Source organism: Nonomuraea glycinis, assembly GCF_035920485.1.
Classification (GTDB): Bacteria; Actinomycetota; Actinomycetes; order Streptosporangiales; family Streptosporangiaceae; genus Nonomuraea; species Nonomuraea glycinis.
In genome coordinates this window covers 4619541-4639349 of sequence record NZ_CP109166.1, presented here as the reverse complement: position 1 = coordinate 4639349, position 19809 = coordinate 4619541, and the positions used below count along the sequence as shown (strand labels likewise).

Annotated in this window: 14 protein-coding genes; 4 read left to right on the top strand and 10 right to left on the bottom strand. The window is 71.7% G+C overall.

Annotated elements, in window-relative coordinates; genetic code table 11:
- Positions 1-140: 140 nt before the first annotated feature.
- Positions 141-1511, bottom strand: a complete 1371-nt coding sequence (locus tag OHA68_RS21960; protein WP_327109309.1) for a trypsin-like serine peptidase — start codon at positions 1509-1511, stop codon at positions 141-143.
- A gap of 82 nt (positions 1512-1593) precedes the next feature.
- Between OHA68_RS21960 and OHA68_RS21955 the strand changes: the two genes are divergently transcribed.
- Positions 1594-2166, top strand: a complete 573-nt coding sequence (locus OHA68_RS21955) for a GNAT family N-acetyltransferase (RefSeq protein WP_327109308.1) — start codon at positions 1594-1596, stop codon at positions 2164-2166.
- Positions 2167-2283: 117 nt separating this feature from the next.
- A complete protein-coding gene (locus tag OHA68_RS21950; protein WP_327109307.1) occupies positions 2284-3078 on the top strand; it encodes an SDR family NAD(P)-dependent oxidoreductase in 795 nt (264 codons plus the stop codon).
- A gap of 98 nt (positions 3079-3176) precedes the next feature.
- On the opposite strand, the gene OHA68_RS21945 is transcribed toward OHA68_RS21950, so the two are convergent.
- The 4 genes from OHA68_RS21945 to OHA68_RS21930 form a co-directional block, all read right to left on the bottom strand.
- Complete coding sequence (locus tag OHA68_RS21945; RefSeq protein ID WP_327109306.1) at positions 3177-7166, bottom strand: S8 family peptidase; 3990 nt, start codon at positions 7164-7166, stop codon at positions 3177-3179.
- A gap of 68 nt (positions 7167-7234) precedes the next feature.
- Positions 7235-7363, bottom strand: coding sequence for a hypothetical protein (locus tag OHA68_RS21940; RefSeq protein WP_327109305.1), 129 nt, complete (start codon positions 7361-7363; stop codon positions 7235-7237).
- 64 nt (positions 7364-7427) lie between these two features.
- The gene (locus OHA68_RS21935) at positions 7428-10304 is read right to left on the bottom strand and encodes an AAA family ATPase (protein ID WP_327109304.1); all 2877 of its coding nucleotides are present in this window, start codon (positions 10302-10304) and stop codon (positions 7428-7430) included.
- Between the two features lie 216 nt (positions 10305-10520).
- Positions 10521-12296, bottom strand: coding sequence for a DUF4434 domain-containing protein (locus tag OHA68_RS21930; protein ID WP_327109303.1), 1776 nt, complete (start codon positions 12294-12296; stop codon positions 10521-10523).
- 346 nt (positions 12297-12642) lie between these two features.
- On the opposite strand from OHA68_RS21930, the gene OHA68_RS21925 reads away from it, so the two are divergent.
- Both OHA68_RS21925 and OHA68_RS21920 read left to right on the top strand, forming a co-directional pair.
- The gene (locus OHA68_RS21925) at positions 12643-14163 is read left to right on the top strand and encodes a M28 family metallopeptidase (RefSeq protein ID WP_327109302.1); all 1521 of its coding nucleotides are present in this window, start codon (positions 12643-12645) and stop codon (positions 14161-14163) included.
- Positions 14164-14302: 139 nt separating this feature from the next.
- Entirely contained in the window at positions 14303-14869 is a 567-nt protein-coding gene (locus OHA68_RS21920; protein WP_327109301.1) for a dihydrofolate reductase family protein, read from the top strand.
- A gap of 91 nt (positions 14870-14960) precedes the next feature.
- Here the strand turns inward: OHA68_RS21920 and OHA68_RS21915 are convergent, their stop codons facing one another.
- The 5 genes from OHA68_RS21915 to OHA68_RS21895 are packed head-to-tail and all read right to left on the bottom strand — an operon-like array spanning position 14961 to position 19636.
- Complete coding sequence (locus OHA68_RS21915; protein ID WP_327109300.1) at positions 14961-16241, bottom strand: ABC transporter substrate-binding protein; 1281 nt, start codon at positions 16239-16241, stop codon at positions 14961-14963.
- Positions 16242-16246: 5 nt separating this feature from the next.
- On the bottom strand, positions 16247-17290 hold the full coding sequence (locus OHA68_RS21910) for a branched-chain amino acid ABC transporter permease (RefSeq protein ID WP_327109299.1): 1044 nt from the start codon (positions 17288-17290) through the stop codon (positions 16247-16249).
- A complete protein-coding gene (locus tag OHA68_RS21905; RefSeq protein ID WP_327109298.1) occupies positions 17287-18168 on the bottom strand; it encodes a branched-chain amino acid ABC transporter permease in 882 nt (293 codons plus the stop codon). The genes OHA68_RS21910 and OHA68_RS21905 overlap by 4 nt, the downstream gene beginning before the upstream one ends.
- A 2-nt stretch (positions 18169-18170) precedes the next feature.
- Positions 18171-18881, bottom strand: a complete 711-nt coding sequence (locus OHA68_RS21900; protein ID WP_327109297.1) for an ABC transporter ATP-binding protein — start codon at positions 18879-18881, stop codon at positions 18171-18173.
- Positions 18878-19636 carry an ABC transporter ATP-binding protein gene (locus OHA68_RS21895; protein ID WP_189138565.1) on the bottom strand — a complete coding sequence of 253 codons (759 nt, stop codon included), beginning with the start codon at positions 19634-19636 and terminating at the stop codon, positions 18878-18880. The genes OHA68_RS21900 and OHA68_RS21895 overlap by 4 nt, the downstream gene beginning before the upstream one ends.
- Positions 19637-19809: the final 173 nt, after the last annotated feature.

Below are 19809 nucleotides of genomic sequence, written 5' to 3'. Positions count from 1 at the left end.
ATGCCACTCCCTCGCTCGACCGCAGCAGCCGCGTAGACGCTTCCAGAGCGGGCGCGGGACCGGCTCGCGCAACACGCGATCCTTTGCCGTAGCCGCGCACGGCCATGAAGCTCAAGTGGTACGGGCGGGGGGTGGTGATGTCACCGGTTGGGGAAGGCGTGGGTGTTGTCGCGTGGATTCGGGTCCAGGGAGGTGGACGTCACCGAGACGGTGATCTTCCGGTGGGCGGGGGCGCGGCCCTTGATCGGGATGCTCACCCGTGCCGGGCTGGCCGGTCGTACGACCGCGATCGTGCAGGTCACCCGCTGCCGCACCGCCGCGCACGACGACCCCGGGGCCAGGCTCAGCCCTTGAGGCAGCCGGAAGGTGACGGGCACCTGCGCGGCCGCCATCAGGCCGCCCATCCGGACCGTGGCGGTGACCCGGCCGGGCGACCGGGTTCCCTTCACCGAGAGCGCGTCGTAGACGCCGCCCGGATCCGCCTGGCGCACCAGGACCCCGTAGCCCTCGGCGCCCAGCGGGTTGGCGACGCTGTACCCGTCGCCCGGCACGTCGCCCGCCCCCGAGGACAGCACCCCGACCAGCAGGCCGGTGCTCCTGTCGAGCCACGGCCCGCCGCTGTTGCCGCCGTACAGGTGACAGTTGACGGTGTGCAGCCGCCCGGACGTCCCCATCGGCCGGATGTAGCCCGGTGTGACGGTCGTCCGGCCCAGGCACCAGAGCTGGTGGGAGCCGTCGTAGGGAGGGTCGCTGGGGTAGCCCATGCTCACGACGGTGTAGTGGCCGGCCCGGCCGCGCATCGGGGTGAAGGCGCCGACGGTGTCCTGCAGCGTGGCGCTCCCCCGCTTACCGACCTCGACCAGCGCGATGTCGTACACCGAGTCCCAGTCCCACATCCCCGCGCCGGTGTAGGCGTGCGGCTTCCAGACCCGCCGCACCCCCCACGCGCCGTACGGCGCGCCCTTGCCCTGTCCGTCGTACGCGGGCACGAACGCGAGGTTCGACGACCAGGTGCCCTGGCCGGTCCGCCGGGAGACGCCGTACACGCAGTGCGCTGCCGTCGCCACCAGCAGCCCGCCGGCCGACCGCACCACCGCCCCGGTGCACGACCTGCGTCCGCCGTCGGCGTCGAGCAGGAACAGCCGCCCGGTGGCCCTGCTGGCCGCCGACCCCCCGTACGGCCTGGCCACGCGGGCATAGCCGTTGACGTCACCCCCGGGCGTAAGCCTGCTCCCGTCCGGCACCCCCCGCCCCACCCCGCTCCGCGTGCCCAGCGAACGCCCCATGCCCGGCGTGCGTTCGGCGCCTGGTGGTGGTGCGGTGTGGCCCGGTAGGTCGGCCGCGTCCGCGTGGGACTGGTTACTGGCCGTCCAGTACTCCACCGCGCGTCGCGGATCCATCACCGGCGAGGCGTCCACCTGCGGCACGTCCCCGGCGCCGGCCGCCGGGCCGGGCGGCGTCAAGGCGGTACTCGCGACGGCGATGACCAGCAGGAACCTTCGGCGTGACATCGATCCCCCATCCCTTTCCGGAGCACCCTAGGTCACATCGCGCACACGTTCGGTGAGCAACACTGCCGGATAGGCTCGCGGCATGGCATGTGATCGCATCCGGCTCGTCCCGCTGGAGGTGGCCGACGCCGAGGAGATGGCGGAGGTGCTGAGCGGCGAGGACCTCTACACCTTCACCGGCGGCACCCCGCCCACGCCGGCGGAGCTGCGCGAGCGCTACGCCAGGCAGGTCGTGGGCCACTCGCCGGACGGCCGCGAGGAGTGGCACAACTGGATCATCCGCACGGTGCCCGGCGACGAGGCGATCGGCTACGTACAGGCGACGATCGTGGACCCAAGCCGACAAGCGGACATCGCGGCAGGCCGACCGGCAGAGAACGCGGACCCGAGCCGACGGGCGGAGGACGCGGGCAGCGGGCGGCGGGCGGAGGTCGGTTGGGTGGTGGGGGTGCGGTGGCAGGGGCGGGGGTATGCGGCCGAGGCCGCTCGCGCGCTGGTCGCCTGGCTGGACGGGCGCGGCGTGGCGACGGTCGAGGCGCACATCCACCCGCGCCACGAGGCCTCGGCCGCCGTGGCCCGGCAGGCGGGCTTGCTGCCCACCGAGCGGTTCGACGACGGCGAGCGGCTGTGGCGGCGTTCACGTGACGCGCCGTGACCGTGGCGCGCTCCCGGCGGCCGGGTTCGCGGGACACGCCGTGACCGTGGCGCGCCGCCGGCGGCCGGGTTCGCCGACAATGGCCGCAGAGCAAGATCCGACAGAGGAGTCTCACGCGTGCACATCGATCTCACCGGAAAGACCGCGCTGGTCACCGGCTCGACCCAGGGCATCGGAGCCGCCATCGCGGCCGGGCTGGCCCGGTCGGGGGCGCGGGTCGCGGTCAACGGCCGGAGCGACGCCTCGGTCAGCGCGGCCATGGACCGGATCCGGGCCGACGTGCCGGACGCGGACCTGGTCGCGGCGCCGGCCGATCTCGGCACCGAGGAGGGGGCCGGCCGGGTGCTGCGGGAGCTGCCGCAGGTGGACATCCTGGTCAACAACCTCGGCATCTTCGGCGCCGTACCCGCTCTGGAGATCAGCGACGAGGAGTGGCGGCGCTACTTCGAGATCAACGTGCTGGCCGCGATCCGGCTGACCCGCGCCTATCTGCCGGGCATGCGGGAGCGGTCCTGGGGCCGGATCCAGTACATCGCCAGCGACTCGGCCATCGTCATCCCCGCCGAGATGATCCACTACGGCATGTCCAAGACCGCCCTGCTCGCGGTCTCCCGGGGCTTCGCCAAGGAGGCGGCGGGCAGCGGCGTCACGGTCAACTCGGTGATCGCCGGCCCGACGCACACCGGCGGCGTGGAGGACTTCGTCTACCAGCTCGTCGACCGCGACCTGCCGTGGGAGGAGGCGCAGCGGGCGTTCATGCGCGAGCACCGCCCCCAGTCGCTGCTCCAGCGGCTGATCGAGCCCGAGGAGATCGCCAATCTGGTCGTCTACCTCAGCTCCCCGCTCGCCTCCGCCACGACGGGCGCGGCGGTCCGGGCCGACGGAGGGTACGTGGACTCCATCGTCCCCTGAACGGCCCGTAGCCGGGCGACGGGAGGTTCCCATCGCCCGGCGGCGGACCGTCGCCGCCCTGCGAGAGCAGATCGGCGACGGCTTTCTCGGCAGCCGGTTCAGCGGAGGTTGAACAGGCGGGTGCTGGTCTGCTTGAGGGTGTTGCCCTCGGCGTCCCAGGCTTCGACCTTCAGGCTGACCGCGCCCTTGGTGTCGCGCAGCGACGGGTAGTGGGTGGAGGCGGTGTAGGCGCCGTCACGGTCGCGCTTGACCTTGACGGAGGTCCACTTGGCGCCGTCGTCGGTGCTCATCCACAGCTTGAGCCCGGCGATCTTCGGCATCTTCACCGGGGACGGCGAGTGGTATGCCTCGACGGTGAACTTGTGGGATCGACCGGCCGGGACGGTGTTGTCGATCGACAGGGAGTCGTCCAGGTCGTATCCGGCGAAGACGGCCGGGGTCGGCCGGCACGGCAGGTAGGTCTGCGCGTAGTGCCAGATTCCGCAGGACATTCCCGGCAGCGCGGTCTTCTCGGCCGGCGGGGCCTTGAACGTCCACTCGGCGTCGTGCGCGGCGTTCTTCGCGGTCAACCGGTAGGTGCCGGAGCCCTCGGGCAGCGAGAACATGGGGAGCTTGTCGAGGTAGGGCCGCTTGACGTTGGTGATCTCCGTTCCGTCCCGATAGAGATGGATGTCGAAGTCCGGGGTGGCGGGAAGGGATGACCAGAACGCGGTGCTGACCGGCTGCTTGTCGTTCGTGCCCGCCATGCCGACCTCCGCCCACAGGGTGTTCCCGTGCACGCAGATGACGCACAGCAACTGGAGGCCCAGCGTGGTGGCCGGCGGCGCGTCCTTGTCGGCCGTCGCGTAGACCTTGTCCGACGCGGTCCAGGCGCCCGGCGTCAGGCCGGCGGTGAACCACTGCTGCCGGGTACGGCCGGGACGGTCGCGCTTCTCGGTGCTGAAGCGGGTCTCGCCGGGCACCGTGCCGTCGACACTGGTGGAGCTCATGCCGTGCGAGTCGATCACCGCGGGATCGAGGGGCCCGACGTAGTCGGTCCTGGTGCTCGGCGAGGTGAAGGCCACCGGCGACCACATCGAGGTGGCCGTCACCGTGGTCACCACGTCGTCCTGCTTGTAGAGCATGCGCCAGTTGTTGTGGCCGGTCGGCTTACTGGCATGGATGTCCATGTCGATCTGGGCGAGGTTCTTGGCCGTGAGGGTGTAGTGCAGCGACTTCGGCACGCTGCCCTCGGCGTACGGCTTGAGGAAGTAGGAGTAGGGCGTCTGCGGTGTGCCGGTCACCCGGACGCTGACCGGTTCGCTCGCGAGCCGGGCCCGCAGCTTCAGTCCCTCCTTGTTCGACAGGGAGACGTTGGCGATGTCGATGCGCTTGGGGTCGCCGGTGTTGATGGCCTGGTAGATGTCGAGCGGCAGGGCGCAGGCGCCGGCCGTCGACGGGAAGAGGGCGAACCCGGCCGCACCGGCCTCGCGGATCGCGATGACCTTGGTGACCATGATGTGGCACGCCAGCTCGCCTTCGGGCGTCAAGCCCGTCTCCAGGAGGGCGAGCTTGCCGCGCAGGTCCTTCCCGGCGATGTCCTCGGGCCGGCCCGCACCGATGTCGACCAGCGGCAGGTTCTGCGTCCCGGTGAACGGCTTCCAGCCGGGCAGTTCGTTCTGGCGTTCGCCGTCCGAGAAGCCCTGGTGCTGGGGGGCGACCGGATTCAGGGTGATCGGCTTGCGCTTGCCCGCGCTCATGGTGACCTGGGCCTGCCCCAGCGTCCATTGGCCGGAGAAGCGGAACTTGCCCTTTTTAACGGGCTTGGTGGGGGTGACCCAGAGCTTCTCCCACGTGCTGAACTGCGAGTTCGGCTCCATCCTGGTGGCGTACGTCAGGCCGTTGGCGATGGTCCGCTGGGTGGCGGCGACCCAGAAGGTGTTCAGCGGCTCGGCGGGCTTCGGGGTGGTGAAGCGCACCTGGGAGGCCTGCCGGGCGTCGAGCGTGATCTCGGTGTCACCGGTGACGGTGACCTCCGGGGCGATCAGTGACACCGTGTTGAAGCGGTCGTCGGAGTCCACCGCGCTCGCCATGAGCATCACATGGTGCGTGCCGACCGGGACCCGGGTGATCGTGGTTCCCTCCGTCGACAGCACGCTGCCGTCGATGTATCCCTTCTCGCCGTCGATGTCGAGGGTCTGCTGATACCACGGCGACAACGGCTTGCCGTCCCAGCCGATGACGTGCACGGTCAGCTGGACCGTCGGCGCCTCCCGTACCAGGCCGACCGGGGTGGTCAGCCGGACGTCGCCGGCCTCGGCCGTCACGGCGCCGGTGTGGTTGCCGAGAGCGAGACCGGCCGTCTCAAGGGTGACGGTCGTCGTGGCCGTGCCGCCCGCGGGGACGGTGAGCGTGGGGTCCGTGGTCAGCTTGCCCGCGACCTCGTCGCCCCTGACGGTGCGCAGCGCGGGGGTGAGGGTGAGGGTGACCGGCTGGTCGGTGAGGTTGCTGTAGGAGAGCTCCCGCCGCAGCGGCTCGCCCTCCTCGGTCACCGAGCCGAAGTCGACGCCACCGGTGGTGGCGAAGACCCGCTGGGTGTACGCCTTGGCGAGGTCGGTCCGCCCGGCGCCCTGCTCGTACACGGTGAATCCGTCGTCCTTGGCGGTGGACATCAGCGCGCCCTTGATCAGCGACCCCTTCCAGTCGGGGTGCAGCTGGGCCATGATCGCCGCGGCGCCCGCGACGTGCGGGGTGGCCATCGAGGTGCCGGACGCCGCCGTGTAGTGGTCGTCGACGGGGGAGCCCATGGCGGTGCCCGCCGCACGGGCGGCGGCGATGTCCACGCCGGGCGCGGCGATGTCGGGCTTGAGCCCCGAGTCGCCGAAGCGCGGACCCCGGCTGGAGAAGTCGGCCAGCCCGTCCTGCTTGTCGACCGCCGCGACGGTGAGCGCGGCGTCGGCCGTCCCGGGGTTGGCCACGGTCCCGGCAGCGCCACCGGCGTTGCCCGCGGCGATGACGAACAGGACCCCGGTGGCGGCGGTCAGGTTGTTGACCGACTGACTGAGCGGGTCGGTGCCGTCGGTGGGCCCGTCGCCCAGGCTCATGCTGACGACCTTGGCGCCACTGGCGGCGGCCCACTCCATGCCTTCGATGACCCCGGAGTCGGAGCCGGAACCGCCGTCGCTCAGCACCTTGCCGATGACCAGCTGCGCGCCCGGAGCCACGCCCTTGCGCGTGCCGCCGGAGGCCGCTCCGGAGCCGGCGATGGTGGAGGCCACGTGGGTGCCGTGGCCGTGGCCGTCCGTGACCGCCTCGTCGGGGACGAAGGACTTGGAGTCGGCGATCTTCCCGGCGAGGTCGGGGTGGGTGGCATCGACGCCGGTGTCCAGCACCGCGACCGTCACCCCGGTGCCGTCGTGGCCCCCGGCCCAGGCCGCGGGCGCGCCGATCATCGCCACGCTCTCGTCCAGGACGGCCTTGACCTTGCCGTCCAGCCACAGCTTGTCGATCCCGCCGCTGAGGGTGCCGGACGCCTTGAGCCCGGCCGACGGCGCGGTCCGCACGGCTTCCCAGAACGTCCCGGCCTCCGCCTTGGCGACGCTCAGGGCCGAGGCGTGGATGCTGTCCAGCGTGTTGGTGGGGACGCTGGCCGGGATCGCGTCGGCCGCCCGCTTGGCGACCGTGGCCTCCTGGTCCTTCGGGTACTGCACGATCACCGGGACCTGCTTGGCCTGGTCGTCGGCGTAGCCGTTCTCCGCCAGATACTTGACGTCGAACAGCCGCCGGTCCAGCCGACCCGCCTGGATGCCGGGCAGCGCGTCGTCGGGCAGGACGTAGACGCTGTCGGGGGTGGTCTCGGTGACCAGCCGCGGCCGGTGGCCGTCCTGGCGGGTGGCGGGCTCGGTCCTCACGTCGAAGGCGCCGTTGGCGGCCCGGGTGAGGGTGACCTTGTCCCCGGTGACCAGGGTGACGACGTGCGGGCCGGGCCCGACGCCGCGGAGCGTGACGGGCGCCGGCGGCGGTGACTCCGCGGCCAGGGCCGCGGAGGTCGGCGGCAGCGCGGACGCGGCCAGCGCGAGGAGCGAGGACAGCAGGACGGCGCGTTTCACGCGGTGCTCCCAGATCCGTGGTTGGGCATGAGGGGACTGTCTTTCTGCGAGGTCATGGTGGGGGTGGCTCAGAGAGGGACGAATCCCTCGGGCGGCGGGACTTCCTCGGTGCTCGGCACGGTCTCGCCCTCGGACGCCTCCGGTCCCTGTTCGGGGACCTGGTCCAGATCGGAATCGGTCGCGGGCTCGTCAGACATGCGGCCAGCATCCTTGCCACGTCACCCGCCGGGGTATGGGAGCTGTATGGGGAAAATTCCCCATTCAGTCGGGGAGGGGGCGTTCCAGGTGCCGGGCCAGTTCCGTGCGTGACCGCGCGCCGAACTTCTGCATCGCGGCGCTGAGGTGCTTGTCCACCGTCTTGGCCGACAGGAACAGCTCCCTGGCGATCTGCTGGTTGGTCAGACCCGTCGCCACCAACCGCGCGACCTCCCACTGCCGGGCCGTCAGCCCCCGCTCCGGACCTCCCGAGCCGCGACGCCGGCCGGTGCGCAGCCCGTGCAGCCGGCCCAGCTGGGTGGCCCGGTCCAGATCCCAGCGCGCTTCCATCCGCTCGTACTCCGCGAGCACGGCCTTGAGCGCCGACCCCGCCGTGTCGTCACCGGCCTCGAACAGGCAGGCCGCCACCTGCTCTCTCGCCTGCGCGGCCTCGTAGGCGGCGGGCAGCAGCTCGTAGCCCGCCGCGGCGGCGGTGAAGTGCGCCACGGCCTCCGGCCACCGCCCGGTGCCCGCCGCCAGATGCCCGCGCGCGTGCTCCAGGGCCGGTACGGCCAACGGCGCGTCCAGCCCGCGCAGCCCTGACTCGTACCGCGCCACGGCTCCGGCGGCCTCCTCCCGCCGCCCGGCGGCCAGCAGCGCCTCCGTCAGCGCCGGCAGGGCACGCACCCCGAGCGGCCACAGCCCGTTCGCCTCCCAGGCCGCGACGGCCTCGGCCGTCTCGGCGAGCGCGGCCGGCGCGGTGCCGCGCGCGATCCCCAGCCGCAGCAGCGCGGTCGCGGGGAAGGGCAGGTCCGCCGTGTCCGTGGTCAGGCCGATCCGCATCTGGTCGAGAAAGCGGCTCCGCGCCGCGTCAAGATCGCCCTCGGCCAGCAGCAACCCGGCCGTCGCCAGCGCCAGCGTGTCCCGTTCCGGCCGCTCGCTGAGCTCCTCGCCGAGCTCCCTGAGCTCCCTCGCCAGCCCTTCCCAGGCCCCACTGAGATAGGCGACCTGGAGGAGGGAGGCCCGGCAGCGCACGGCGATGGGTCCGGTGGCGTCGATCTCCGCCCCGCGCTCCAGCGCGATCGTGAGCAGCCGCCGGGCCAGGTGGTGGTCCCCGGTCAGCACCGCGGCCGCCCCGATCGAGAAGGGCACGTTGACGGTACGGCGGTGTGCGGGCAGGTCGGCGACCTCCTGCTCCATCCCCTCGGCCAGGTCGCGCCAGCGTGGGTCGCCGATCAGCACCAGCGCCATCACGATCTTGCCCTGGAGGTAGAGGCGCATGGTCGGCTCGCCGATCGCGGGCACCGTCTCCAGCGCCCGGTCCAGCCACGCGACGTGCTGGTCCAGCGAGGTTCCCGGCGCTGTCGGCAGGCCCAGGGCCATCATCGCCCACGCCGCCAGCTCCGGACGATCGCCCAGGTCGTCGACGGACGCGGCCATCTCCCGCCGCTCCCGCGCCGGATCCGACCGCGCGAGATTCAGGTGCAGGGCCAGCAGCAGCCGCAGCTCGCCGCGGACGGCCCGGGGCGGCTCGCCCTGCAGCGCCGCCGCGAACAGATCGCAGATGTCGGGGACGTGCAGCACCTCGGTGGCGATCCACCCGAGCCGCACCGTCAACTCCGCCTGGATCGGCTCCGGCAGCCGCGCGCGCCGCAGCACGTCCTCCAGGAGGCGGGCCGCCTCGGCGTCGTCGCCGAGCTCCACCGCCTGGTCCGCGGCTCGCCGCGCGGCCGTCACCCAGTCGTCGTCCCGGCCCGCCTGCCGCAGATGGTGCGCCACCTGCCCGAGCGGCACGGGAACCAGCCCCTGTACGGCGTCCGCGGCCGCGGCGTGCAGCGTCTGCCTGCGGCCGAGCGGGACGCCCTCGTACACCGCCTGGGCGGCCAGCACGTGCCGGAATCCCACCATGCCCTCGCGCTCGGCGAACAGGCCGGCGTCCAGTGCCTCGTCCACCCCGTCGGCCACGGCAGCCGGGGGCAGGCCGGTCACGCCCATCAGCACCGTCAGGGGTACGGCCAGCTGGAGCACGGCCGCCGCCTCGGTCACCGCCCGCGCCGCCGGGGAGAGCCTGCCGACCCGTTCCCGTACCGAGGAGCGCACGCCGCTCGGCACGTCGAGTGCGTCCAGCGTCCGGCGCGCCCACCCACCGGCCCACGGGATCAACGCCCCGCGCGTCCGCAACAGGGCCAGCAGCTCCTGGATCGCCAGCGGCAGCCCCGAGGCCCGCACGCACAGGTGTGCCGCGAACTCCGCGGAGACCTCCTCGCTGCCCAGGATCGCCGCCGCGAGCGCGCGCGTCTGCCCCTCGTCCAGCGGCGCGAGCACCACGTGCTCGTGGGTGAGCACGTCACGGGGGCGCGCGGTCAGCGCGCGCACGCCCGCCGGCACCTCCTCGCCCCGGTACGTCACCACGATCGACAGCGAGCCCGGCTGGTTCCCCAGCAGGTACGACAGGAACTCGACCGTCTGCTCGTCGGCCCAGTGCGCGTCCTCCACCACCAGCACCGCCGGGCCGAGCGCGGCCAGCACTTCGCCCAGGCCGCGGAACAGCCGGTGCCGCTCGGCCGCCCGGTCGTCGAGCGGCTCGGGCGGCTTCGGCAGCACGTGCGCCAGCTCGGGGAACAGGCCGCGCAGCGCGCCGGCCACCGGTGACAGCGCCGCGCCCGCCAGCTCGCCGCCCGTGGACCGCAGCGCCTCGACGAGCGGGCCCAGCGGGAACGGCTCCCTGATCTGGCCGCACCCGCCGCTCAGGATCCGCCGCCCGGCGGCCTCCGGGCGGGCCAGCAGTTCGGTGACCAGGCGGGACTTGCCGATGCCGGCCTCGCCCTCGACGACGAGCACCGACGGCGGCAGGGCCAGCGCGGCGGCCAGCCGGTCCAGCTCCCGGTCCCGACCGACCTGGACCGGCGAGACCACCCGTCCCGGAATCCCCCGTCCGCTCATCCTTGCCGCACCCGGGTACCCCCATGATCAGAAGACGTGCCGCACTTCTTCCTCTCATGTCTCATATGTCACTCTTATCGGACAAGTGGCCTAGTACGCCATTTTTCCGCTGCGATCTCCCGCACGGAGCGCGTCCGCCAGCCCGATCACGACCCGACACGACCGGCCACGGGCGTGCCGGTCAGGACCAGACACGGCCGCCCGCCGGCTGGCCAATCATGACCGCCCGCGGCCGGCCGCGGGCGTGCCGCCGTTGAAGGCGTAGCCGCCTGTGCTGGTGTGGCCGGCGCCGTCGGTCGCGGTGATGGTGATCCACGGCCGGGCGGGGTCGAGGTCGCCGGGCGCGAACGGCGCCCAGGCCGATTCCAGCCCGCCGGGCGCCCGCTCGGCATCGCCGTCGCCGCCGTCGGGTTCCCGGTCGGCATCGCCGCCGTCAGACGCCCGGTCGGGATCGCCGGTTCGGGGGGCGTGCCGCTGCTGTGGGACGGTCACCGTCCTGGTCCCGGCGCCCCGCGCCTGGTAGGTGAAGCGCAGGTCGCCGCCGCCCAGCCGATAGCCCTCGACCGTGATGCCGGCGCCCGTCCACCGCGCGTCCGCGATGATGGGCTGCCGCCAGCCCGCCGCGAGATCGTCGCTGAGCGAGGGCGTGGCGTCGTCGGACCGGCAGGTCAGGAACGGGTCCCACCCGTACGCGATGATCTTGGTGGCGTTCCCGCCCACCGCGGCGACCTGCTCGTCCACCCGGCTCTTGGTGGCGCGGCCCCGCAGCGGGAACGGGTTGGCCCGGCCGCATTCGCCCGCCACCTGGGTGGGCTCGAAGACCTCGACGTTCACCCACAGCTCCACCCCCGGCTCGACGTGGCGCGCGGCCTCGGCCACGTAGTCGCGGGTGGAGCCGTGGTAGGCCTGCCGGTGGGTGCGCTCGCCCACCATCGGCGCCAGCCGGGGCCCGACCGAGGCGTCCACCTCGTCCGCGCCGTAGACGGGCACCTTGCCCACGCCACGCCCGTCCTGGATCGCGATGGCCATCGGCGCGCCCGCCCGGGTGCCCGCGATGTCGGCGAAGCCCTTGCCCACCTGCTCGACCGGGAAGCCGCGACCCCTGCGCGCGTCCCAGAAGGGACTCACCATGATCTTCGTGCCGGGCATCGCGGCGGCCACCACCTCGTGCTGCGCGGCGTACAGGGCGATGATGGCGTCGTCGTCGGCCCGGTCCCGCATAGCGAGCTCGAAGGACTGGTAGACCCCGCCGAGCGCGGCCGAGGTCGCGTACCGCTGCCGATAGTCGGCCAGGACGCGCGCGGTGAGCTCGTTCAGCGCGGGCAGGTGCGCCAGGTCGGGCAGCCACGGCTTGCCGGGGTCCCTGGGCGGCACGGGCAGACCGGGAAAGACCCGCATGCCGTACGCGGCCGCCTCGGCGAGCAGGTTGCCCACCCCGTCGCCGTCGGCCGCGATCAGCAGGAGGTCGTGGCGGCCGGCGTCGCAGCCGCCCAGCATCAGGCGGTAGTAGGTGCGCCCGCCGCTCTCGATCCGCCGGTCGAGCCCGGGGCAGCGCAGCACCGCGTCGCCGAACCGCTCGGTCGTCAGGTAGGTGTACACCCGGCCGATCGTCCGGCCGGGCGCGGCCTCCAGCGCGGCCTGGTAACAGGGCTTGCCGTTCTCGACGCAGCCGGCGAAGTCGCCGGCGAGGTCACCGGTCACCCGCCCGTCGCCGTCCACCTCGGCGGGCAGGATCCGCGCGCCGAACGTGATGATCGTGTCGCCGCCCACGCCGTGGACCGCCTCCACCAGGCGCTGGGTCACGCACCGGTCCGGGCGCGGGATGACCCAGTAGCCGGTGATGGGGTAGGGGGCGGTGACCCGGGTGTCCCTCGGCGGGCAGGTCGCCTCGGTGCCTGAGGACCGGGTGATGGCGGTGACCACGGTGTCCGGCACGACGGCCAGCACCACCACCGTGACGGCCAGCGCCACGCGTACGAACCCCTGCAGCACCCGTAGCCCCTTCGCGTCGAACTTCAGGCTATGCGGTGCACTGTGATCAAATGAGCCCGTTCGGCCGCGTATCGCACGTTCACCAGGCGCGGATCCCCTGGGAGGACCGGCGGATTAGCGGCGTTATAAACATTTATCATGAAAAGGTCAACTGCGAGATTGTCCTAAATCTGGTACACACCATGGGCTGAGTGGGTCTTTTCACGGGTATCTGTCGGTACTACCTTCCCTAAGGCACACATTCGGGGGAATAAATGCCGCGTAGGTCCCTTTGTCGCCATCCGCTGAGATGGCCCCGCGCACCCAAGCGCATGCCCGCTTCAAGCTGTCCCATGGGAAGTGCGAAATGAAACTCAGTTTCCGAAAAAGTGCCATACGTGCCGCCGCACTGGTCACGGCACTCGCCCTCCCCTTCGCCTTCACGCCTCCGGCCAGCGCCGGAATCGTTGACGAAGCAGCCGCCAAACTGCTGGTGAAGAAGGTCAAGGGCACGAACGTCAACAAACACCTGCAGGCTTTCCAAGCCATCGCCACGGCCAACGGGGGCAACCGCGCGGCCGGCACAGCCGGCTACAAGGCCTCCCGTGACTACGTCGCCGGCAAGCTGCGCAAGGCCGGCTACAAGGTCACCCTCCAGCCGATCAACTTCGTGGAGAGCTGGACCGAGAACACCCCGCCCACCCTGACCGCGGGCGCCAGGACCTATGTCCCCAACGAGGACTTCTACGCCTTCCAGCCGTCCCCGGCGGGTGACGTGACCGCGCCGGTCCAGGGCGTCGACCTCACCCTGCCGCCCACTCCCGCCTCCTCCTCCACCAGCGGCTGCGAGCAGTCCGACTTCACCGGCTTCCAGGCAGGCAACATCGCGCTCATCCAGCGCGGTACCTGCCCCTTCGCCACCAAGGTGCGCAACGCCGGGACCGCCGGCGCCAGCGGGGTCATCGTCTTCAACGAGGGCCAGCCGGGCCGGACCGAGGCCAACCCGCTGGACATCGGCGAATGGCGGGCCGCGATCCCGATGGTCTACGCCGACTTCTCCGTCGGCAACGAGCTGGCCGCCACGCCGGGCGCCACCATCCGGCTCAAGGTCGACTCCACCCTGGTGCTCGGCACCGACGACAACGTGATCGCGGAGACCCGCCTCGGCGACCCGCGCAACGTCGTCATGGTCGGCGCCCACCTCGACAGCGTCCCCGAGGGCCCCGGCATCAACGACAACGGCTCGGGCAGCGCCGCCATCCTGGAGACGGCCCTGCAACTGCAGCACTTCCCGGTGAAGAACAAGGTCCGCTTCGCCTTCTGGGCCGCCGAGGAGATCGGCCTGCTCGGCTCCGACCAGTATGTGGCGAAGCTCAGCCAGGCCGACCGCGACCGCGTCAGGGTCTATCTGAACTTCGACATGGTCGCCTCGCCCAACTACGCCTACATGCTGTACGACGGCGACGACTCCGACGCCACCGGCTCACCCGCCGGCCCGCCCGGATCCGCGCAGATCGAGCAGCAGCTGGCGAAGTTCTTCGGCAAGCGCAACCTGCCCACCATCGGCACCGACTTCGACGGCCGCTCCGACTACGGGCCGTTCATCGCGGTCGGCATCCCGTCGGGCGGCATCTTCACCGGCGCCGAGGGCATCAAGACGGCGGAGGAGGCCGCGCTGTTCGGCGGCACGGCGGGCGCCGCCTACGACCCCTGCTACCACCAGGCATGCGACACGACCACCAACGTGAACGCGACCGCGCTGGACATCAACTCCGACGCCATCGCCGACTCCACGGCCAGGTACGCCTTCAACCTCCGGTCCATCCCCGGCAGATCCACCGCCCCCGCCCGTAAGGGCGCCCCGGCGACGGACGCCGCCCAGAGCTGACCTGACAACCCGGTGAGCGGTCCCCACGGGGACCGCTCACCCTTTTTTCCAGAAGAACGTCCGGGTACGTGTCAAGAACGCGCCGGCGACTCCGACCCCCTCGCGAAAGGCCACAGGAACACTCACCAGGAGCCCGCACATGCGCAAGATCATCTATTACGTGCACACCTCGGTCGACGGCTACATCGACGGGCCGAACGGCGAGTTCGACTGGGCGGACATGGGCCCCGAGCTGTCGGCGTACTCCCAGGAACTCGTCGGCAGGACCGGCACCTTCCTGTACGGCCGGGCGGTCTGGGAGGTCATGTCCTCCTACTGGCCGCAGGCCGAGTCGATCTCCCAGCACCCGCACGACCTCGAGTTCGCGCCCATCTGGCGGGCGGCCCCGAAGATCGTCGTGTCCAGCACCCTGGAGAAGGTCGAGTGGGACGCCCAGCTGATCAACACGGACGTGGCCGGGGAGATCACCGCGCTCAAGGAGCGGCAGGGCGGGGACCTCCTGCTCACCGGCGGCTCGACGCTGATGTCCTCGCTCACCCGGCTCGGCCTGGTGGACGAGTGGCACATCGTGGTGCACCCGGTGGTGCTCGGCGGCGGCCGGCAGCTGTTCCCGCACCCGCAGGACCGCCTGGCCCTGCGCCTCACCGACACCCGCCGCCTCGACTCCCAGGCCGTGCTGACCAGCTACGTGCGCGCGGACGGCTGACACGGCCGCGCACGGCCACGACTTCGCGGTCGTGACCGTGCGCGGCTGCCGTGCGCGAGGGCCGCAGCGGGTGCCGGCGGATTTCTGCGGGTCAGCCGGTGAGGGGGCCGAACTCCTTGCGGGTGTCGATCACCTCGCCGAAGAGCTCCCATCGCTCGCCTTTGAACTCCATCAGCTGCATCGACTCGATCGGGAAGCCGTCACCCTGCGCGGTGTCCAGCACCACACCCGGCAGCAGCATGTCGACCTGTACGCCCTTCAGATCGCGCACCGAGTCGCGCAGCCCTTCGCGCGTCGGGCACTTGGCCGCGGCCATCGCCTTGTGGAAGCTGCTCGCCACCGCCCAGCCGAAGGTGTGGTACGGGATGTTGGCGTCGACTCCGGGGGCGTACTGCTGCATCTTCTGCTTGTAGAGCTTCATCTCGGCGTCGTCCGCCCAGGTGGGGTCGAGCGGGTCCTTGTAGTAGGAGGAGGACACGACGCCCTGGACGTTCTCGAAGCCGACCGGCTTGAGCACGGTGACGGAGGCGGCGACGTTGTTGACGATGTGCAGCGGGTTCCACTTCGTGTTCTTGGCGTCGGCGGCCAGCGCCTGCGAGCCGAACTTGGGAGTGGTGATGTTGAGGAAGACATCGGCCTTCGACCCGGCGAGGTTGCGCATCTGCGGGTCGACGCTGGGGTCGGAGACCTCGTAGCTCTGCTCGGCGGCGATGGTGATCTCGGTGCCCGCGATGGCGTTCTTGAAGCCGCCGAGCAGGTCCTTGCCGAAGTCGTCGTTCTGGTAGAGGACGGCCACCTTGGCCTGGGGCTTCTCCGTCTTGAGATACTGCGCGTAGACGCGGGCCTCGGAGATGTAGTTGGGCTGCCAGCCGATGGTCCACGGATGCGCCGTGTCCAGGCCCCACTTCGAGGCGCCGGTGGCGACGAAGATCTGCGGCACCTTCCGCTGGGTGGCGTAGTCCCACGTCGCCGTGGTCGACGGCGTGCCCAGCGTCTGGAACAGCGCGAACACCTGCTCCTGCTCGACCAGCCTGCGCGCCTCCTCGACCGCCTTGGGCGGCTGGTAGCCGTCGTCGCGGACGACGAACTCGACCTTGCGCCCGCCGATGCCGTTCTGCTCGGCGTTGACGTAGTCGAAGTAGGCCTTGATGCCCTTGGGTATGTCGCCGTACGCGGACGCGGGCCCCGACAGCGGATAGATGCCGCCGAGCTTGATGCTCGTGTCCGTGATCCCGGTCGTCTGCTGCCCCTGGCACTCCCCCGCGGCCGCCGTGGACGGTGTGCCGCCGCCGCTGTCCCGCCCCCCGCAGGCCGCCGCGGCGATCACCAGGGTGGCCGTCACGGCCGTACGGCCGATCGCAGATAAACGCATCCCTTTTACCCCTTCCGGAGGGTCTTCTTGAGCGAGTCGGCCGCGCGCCCCGCCAGCCCGGCGAGACCGGTCGGCGCGACGTACATCACCGCGATGATCAGCAGGCCGAAGATGACGCCGGGCGCGGCCTTGTTGACGTCCTGGGAGATGCTCGGCACGAACATCACGAACAGCGCGCCGAACAGCGGGCCGGCCTGCGACCCGAGCCCGCCGACGACGATGCCGGCCAGCAGGGTGATCGAGAGGGTGACCACGAACGAGTCCGGCGAGACGAACCCGATCACCCAGGTGTAGACGCACCCCGCCGCCCCGGCGAACAGCGCGCTCCAGGCGAAGGCGAGCGTCTTGTAGTACGACAGCCGCACGCCCATGACCTCGGCCGCGGCCTCGTTGTCGCGGATGGCGTGCAGGGCGCGCCCCACCCGCGAGCGCAGCAGCCCGGCCGCCAGGCCGAACGCGACGAGCGCCACGGCCAAGGCCAGGAAGTACAGCCACTGGTCCTCTGCCAGGCCGGTCCACGCCGGTGGCGCCGGTTTGGGGAGCGTCAGCCCCATGGACCCGCCGGTCACCTCCTCGAACCGCTTGAGCAGCGGCACCAGGAAGATCGCGATGGCCAGGGTGACGAGGGCCAGGTAGAGCCCGCGCAGCCGCATGGCGGGCAGGCCCAGCGCGAGGCCGAGCAGGAATGCCACCCCGGCCGCGATCGGCAGCGTCACCAGGTGCGGCACGTCCCACCGGGCCAGCGGGATCGCGGTGGCGTAGGCGCCGACGGCGAAGAAGGCGCCGTGCCCGAGCGAGATCTGCCCGGCGTGCCCGACGAGCAGATTCAGCCCGAGCAGCGCCAACGCGTAGACCAGCACCATGGTGAGCTGGAAGACATGGAACGGAACGAGCTGGAACGGCGCGTACACCGCCGCCAAGAGCAGTAACCCCGCGACCGCCCAGCGCCACCGGGCCACGCCCGCACGAGCCCGCGTCACCGCGCCCGCCGCCGATCCGCTGCTCACCGTGGCCGTGGATTCGCCCGTGCTCACCGGAGATTCGTTCATGCCCGCTCCACCACCGCTCGCCCGAACAGGCCCTGGGGCCGTAGCAGCAGGACGCCGAGGATGATGACCAGCGGCACCCCCACCTTGAGGTCGGGCCCGATGGCGCTCACGTACGCGCCGGCCAGGGTCTCGGCGACGCCCACGATGAGCCCGCCCACCACCGCCCCGATCGGGCTGTCGAAGCCGCCGAGCGTGGCCGCGGCGAAGGCATAGATCAGGACGCCGCCCATCATGTTCGGCTCCAGGAACAGCAGCGGGGCCACCAGCACGCCGGAGACCGCGCCGACCGTGGCGGCCAGCCCCCAGCCGAGCGCCAGCGTCCAGCCGACCCGGATGCCCACGAGCCGCGCCGAGTCGGGGTTGGCCGACACCGCCCGCATCCCCAGCCCGATCTTGGTGTGCTGGAAGAGCAGGTACAGCAGCCCCATCACCACCCCGACGACCACGAAGACGCCGAGCGTGGCGAAGCCGACGGTGAGCCCGCCGGCCTCGATCGCGCCGCTCGGGAACGGGTTGGGGAAGTCCTTGATGAGGAACGACCAGATCCAGCCCGCCACCGCGTTGACGAAGATGAACAGCCCCACGGTGACGATCACCACGGTCAGCTCGGGAGCGCCCTCCACCGGCCGGATGATCACGCGTTCGATGAGCATCCCGCCGACGAACGACACCGCCAGGGCCAGCACCAGAGCCGCCCAGAACGGCACGCCGACGGCCATGAACTGCCAGGCGACGTACGCGGAGAACATCGCCAGCTCGCCCTGGGCGAAGTTGACGATCCCGGTGAACCGGTAGATCAGCACGAGGGCCAGGGCGAGGCTGGCGTAGATCGCGCCCGCGCCGAGCCCGACGACGATCTGCTGCAGGAATCCGGCCATCCCTACACCCGGTATCCGAGGTAGGACTGGGCGACCTGCTCGTCCGCCCGGATCCGCGCCGCGGTGCCCGACAGCACGATCCGGCCGGTCTCCAGGACATGCGCCTGCTGGGCGATGCCCAGGGCGAGATGGGCGTTCTGCTCGACGACGACCACGGTGGTGCGCTCCTGTTCGTTGATGGCCCGGACGATGCGGAACAGCTCCCGGGTGACCAGCGGGGCCAGGCCGAGCGACGGCTCGTCCAGCAGGAGCAGCCGGGGCCGCAGCATGAGCGCCCTGCCGAGGGCGAGCATCTGCTGCTCGCCGCCGCTGAGGCTGCCCGCCGCCTGCTTGAGCCGGGGTTTCAGGGCGGGGAAGTAGCCGTAGATCCGATCCAGGTCGGCGTCCACGCCGGACCGCCGTACATAGGCGCCCAGCCGCAGGTTCTCCTCGACGGTCAGCGGCATGAACGTGCCCCGCCCCTCGGGGACGTGCGCCACCCCTCGCCTGGCGAGCGTGTCCGGCGAGTTGCCGAGCAACTCGACGCCGTCGAGCCGGACGCTGCCGCGCCCCTTGACCATGCCCGACAGGGCGCGCAGCAGGGTGGTCTTGCCCGCGCCGTTCGGGCCGAGGATGGCGCCGATCTCCCCCTCGCCGACCGTGAAGCTCACGCCGTGCAGGACCTGCGCGCCCCCGTATCCGGCGTGCAGCTCCGACACCACCAGCTCGTTCATACGGCGGTCCCCAGGTAGGCCTCGATGACGCCGGGGTCGCGCTGCACCTCGGCCGGCGGCCCTTCAGCGATCTTCTTGCCGAAGTCCAGGCAGACGATCCGCTCGCAGGTGCTCATCACGAAGCCCATGTGGTGCTCGACCACGACCACGGTCAGGTCGAGCTCGTCGCGCAGGGCCCGCAGGGTGCCGGCGAACTCGGCCACCTCGGCGGAGTTGAGCCCGTTGACCGGCTCGTCGAGCAGCAGCAGCCGCGGCCGCCCGATCAGCGCCCTGGCCAGCTCGACCCGTTTGAGCGTGCCGAACGGCAGCCCGGCGGCCGGGTGGCCGGCGACCTCGGTCAGCGACAGCCGGGCGAGCATGGCGTCCGCCTCGGCGCGCAGCGTCCGCTCCTCCCGGCCGACGCCCGGCAGGCGCAGGGCCGCGGTGAGGAACCCGGACCGGCCCCGGTGGTGCGCGCCGACCAGCACGTTGTCCCGTACGGAGATGCGCGGGAACAGGCCGAGGTTCTGGAAGGTCCTGGCGATGCCGAGGGCCGCGATGGCGTGCGGGGCGACGGCCAGCAGGTCCGCGCCCTCGTACCGGACGCTGCCCTCGTCGGCGGTGTAGCGCCGGGTCAGGCAGTTGAACAGGGTGGTCTTGCCGGCGCCGTTCGGCCCGATGAGCCCCACCATCTCGCCGGGCGCCACGGAGAACCCGACGCCGTCGAGCGCGGTGATGCCTCCGAAACGGACCGTGAGATCGTGTACTTCCAGCATCCGGCCTCCTGAGGCGCTGCGAGCGGAAGAATGTTCTGAAGTTGGGGTCAGCGTAGGATCCGGCCGTCACCGGCCGCATTGGGTACGGTCACCCAACATGTGAGACGAAGGTTGTCCGCCGAGCACAGCCTCTGTCTCGGACCGGTTACGACCTGTTGACCCGTCCGCAACCG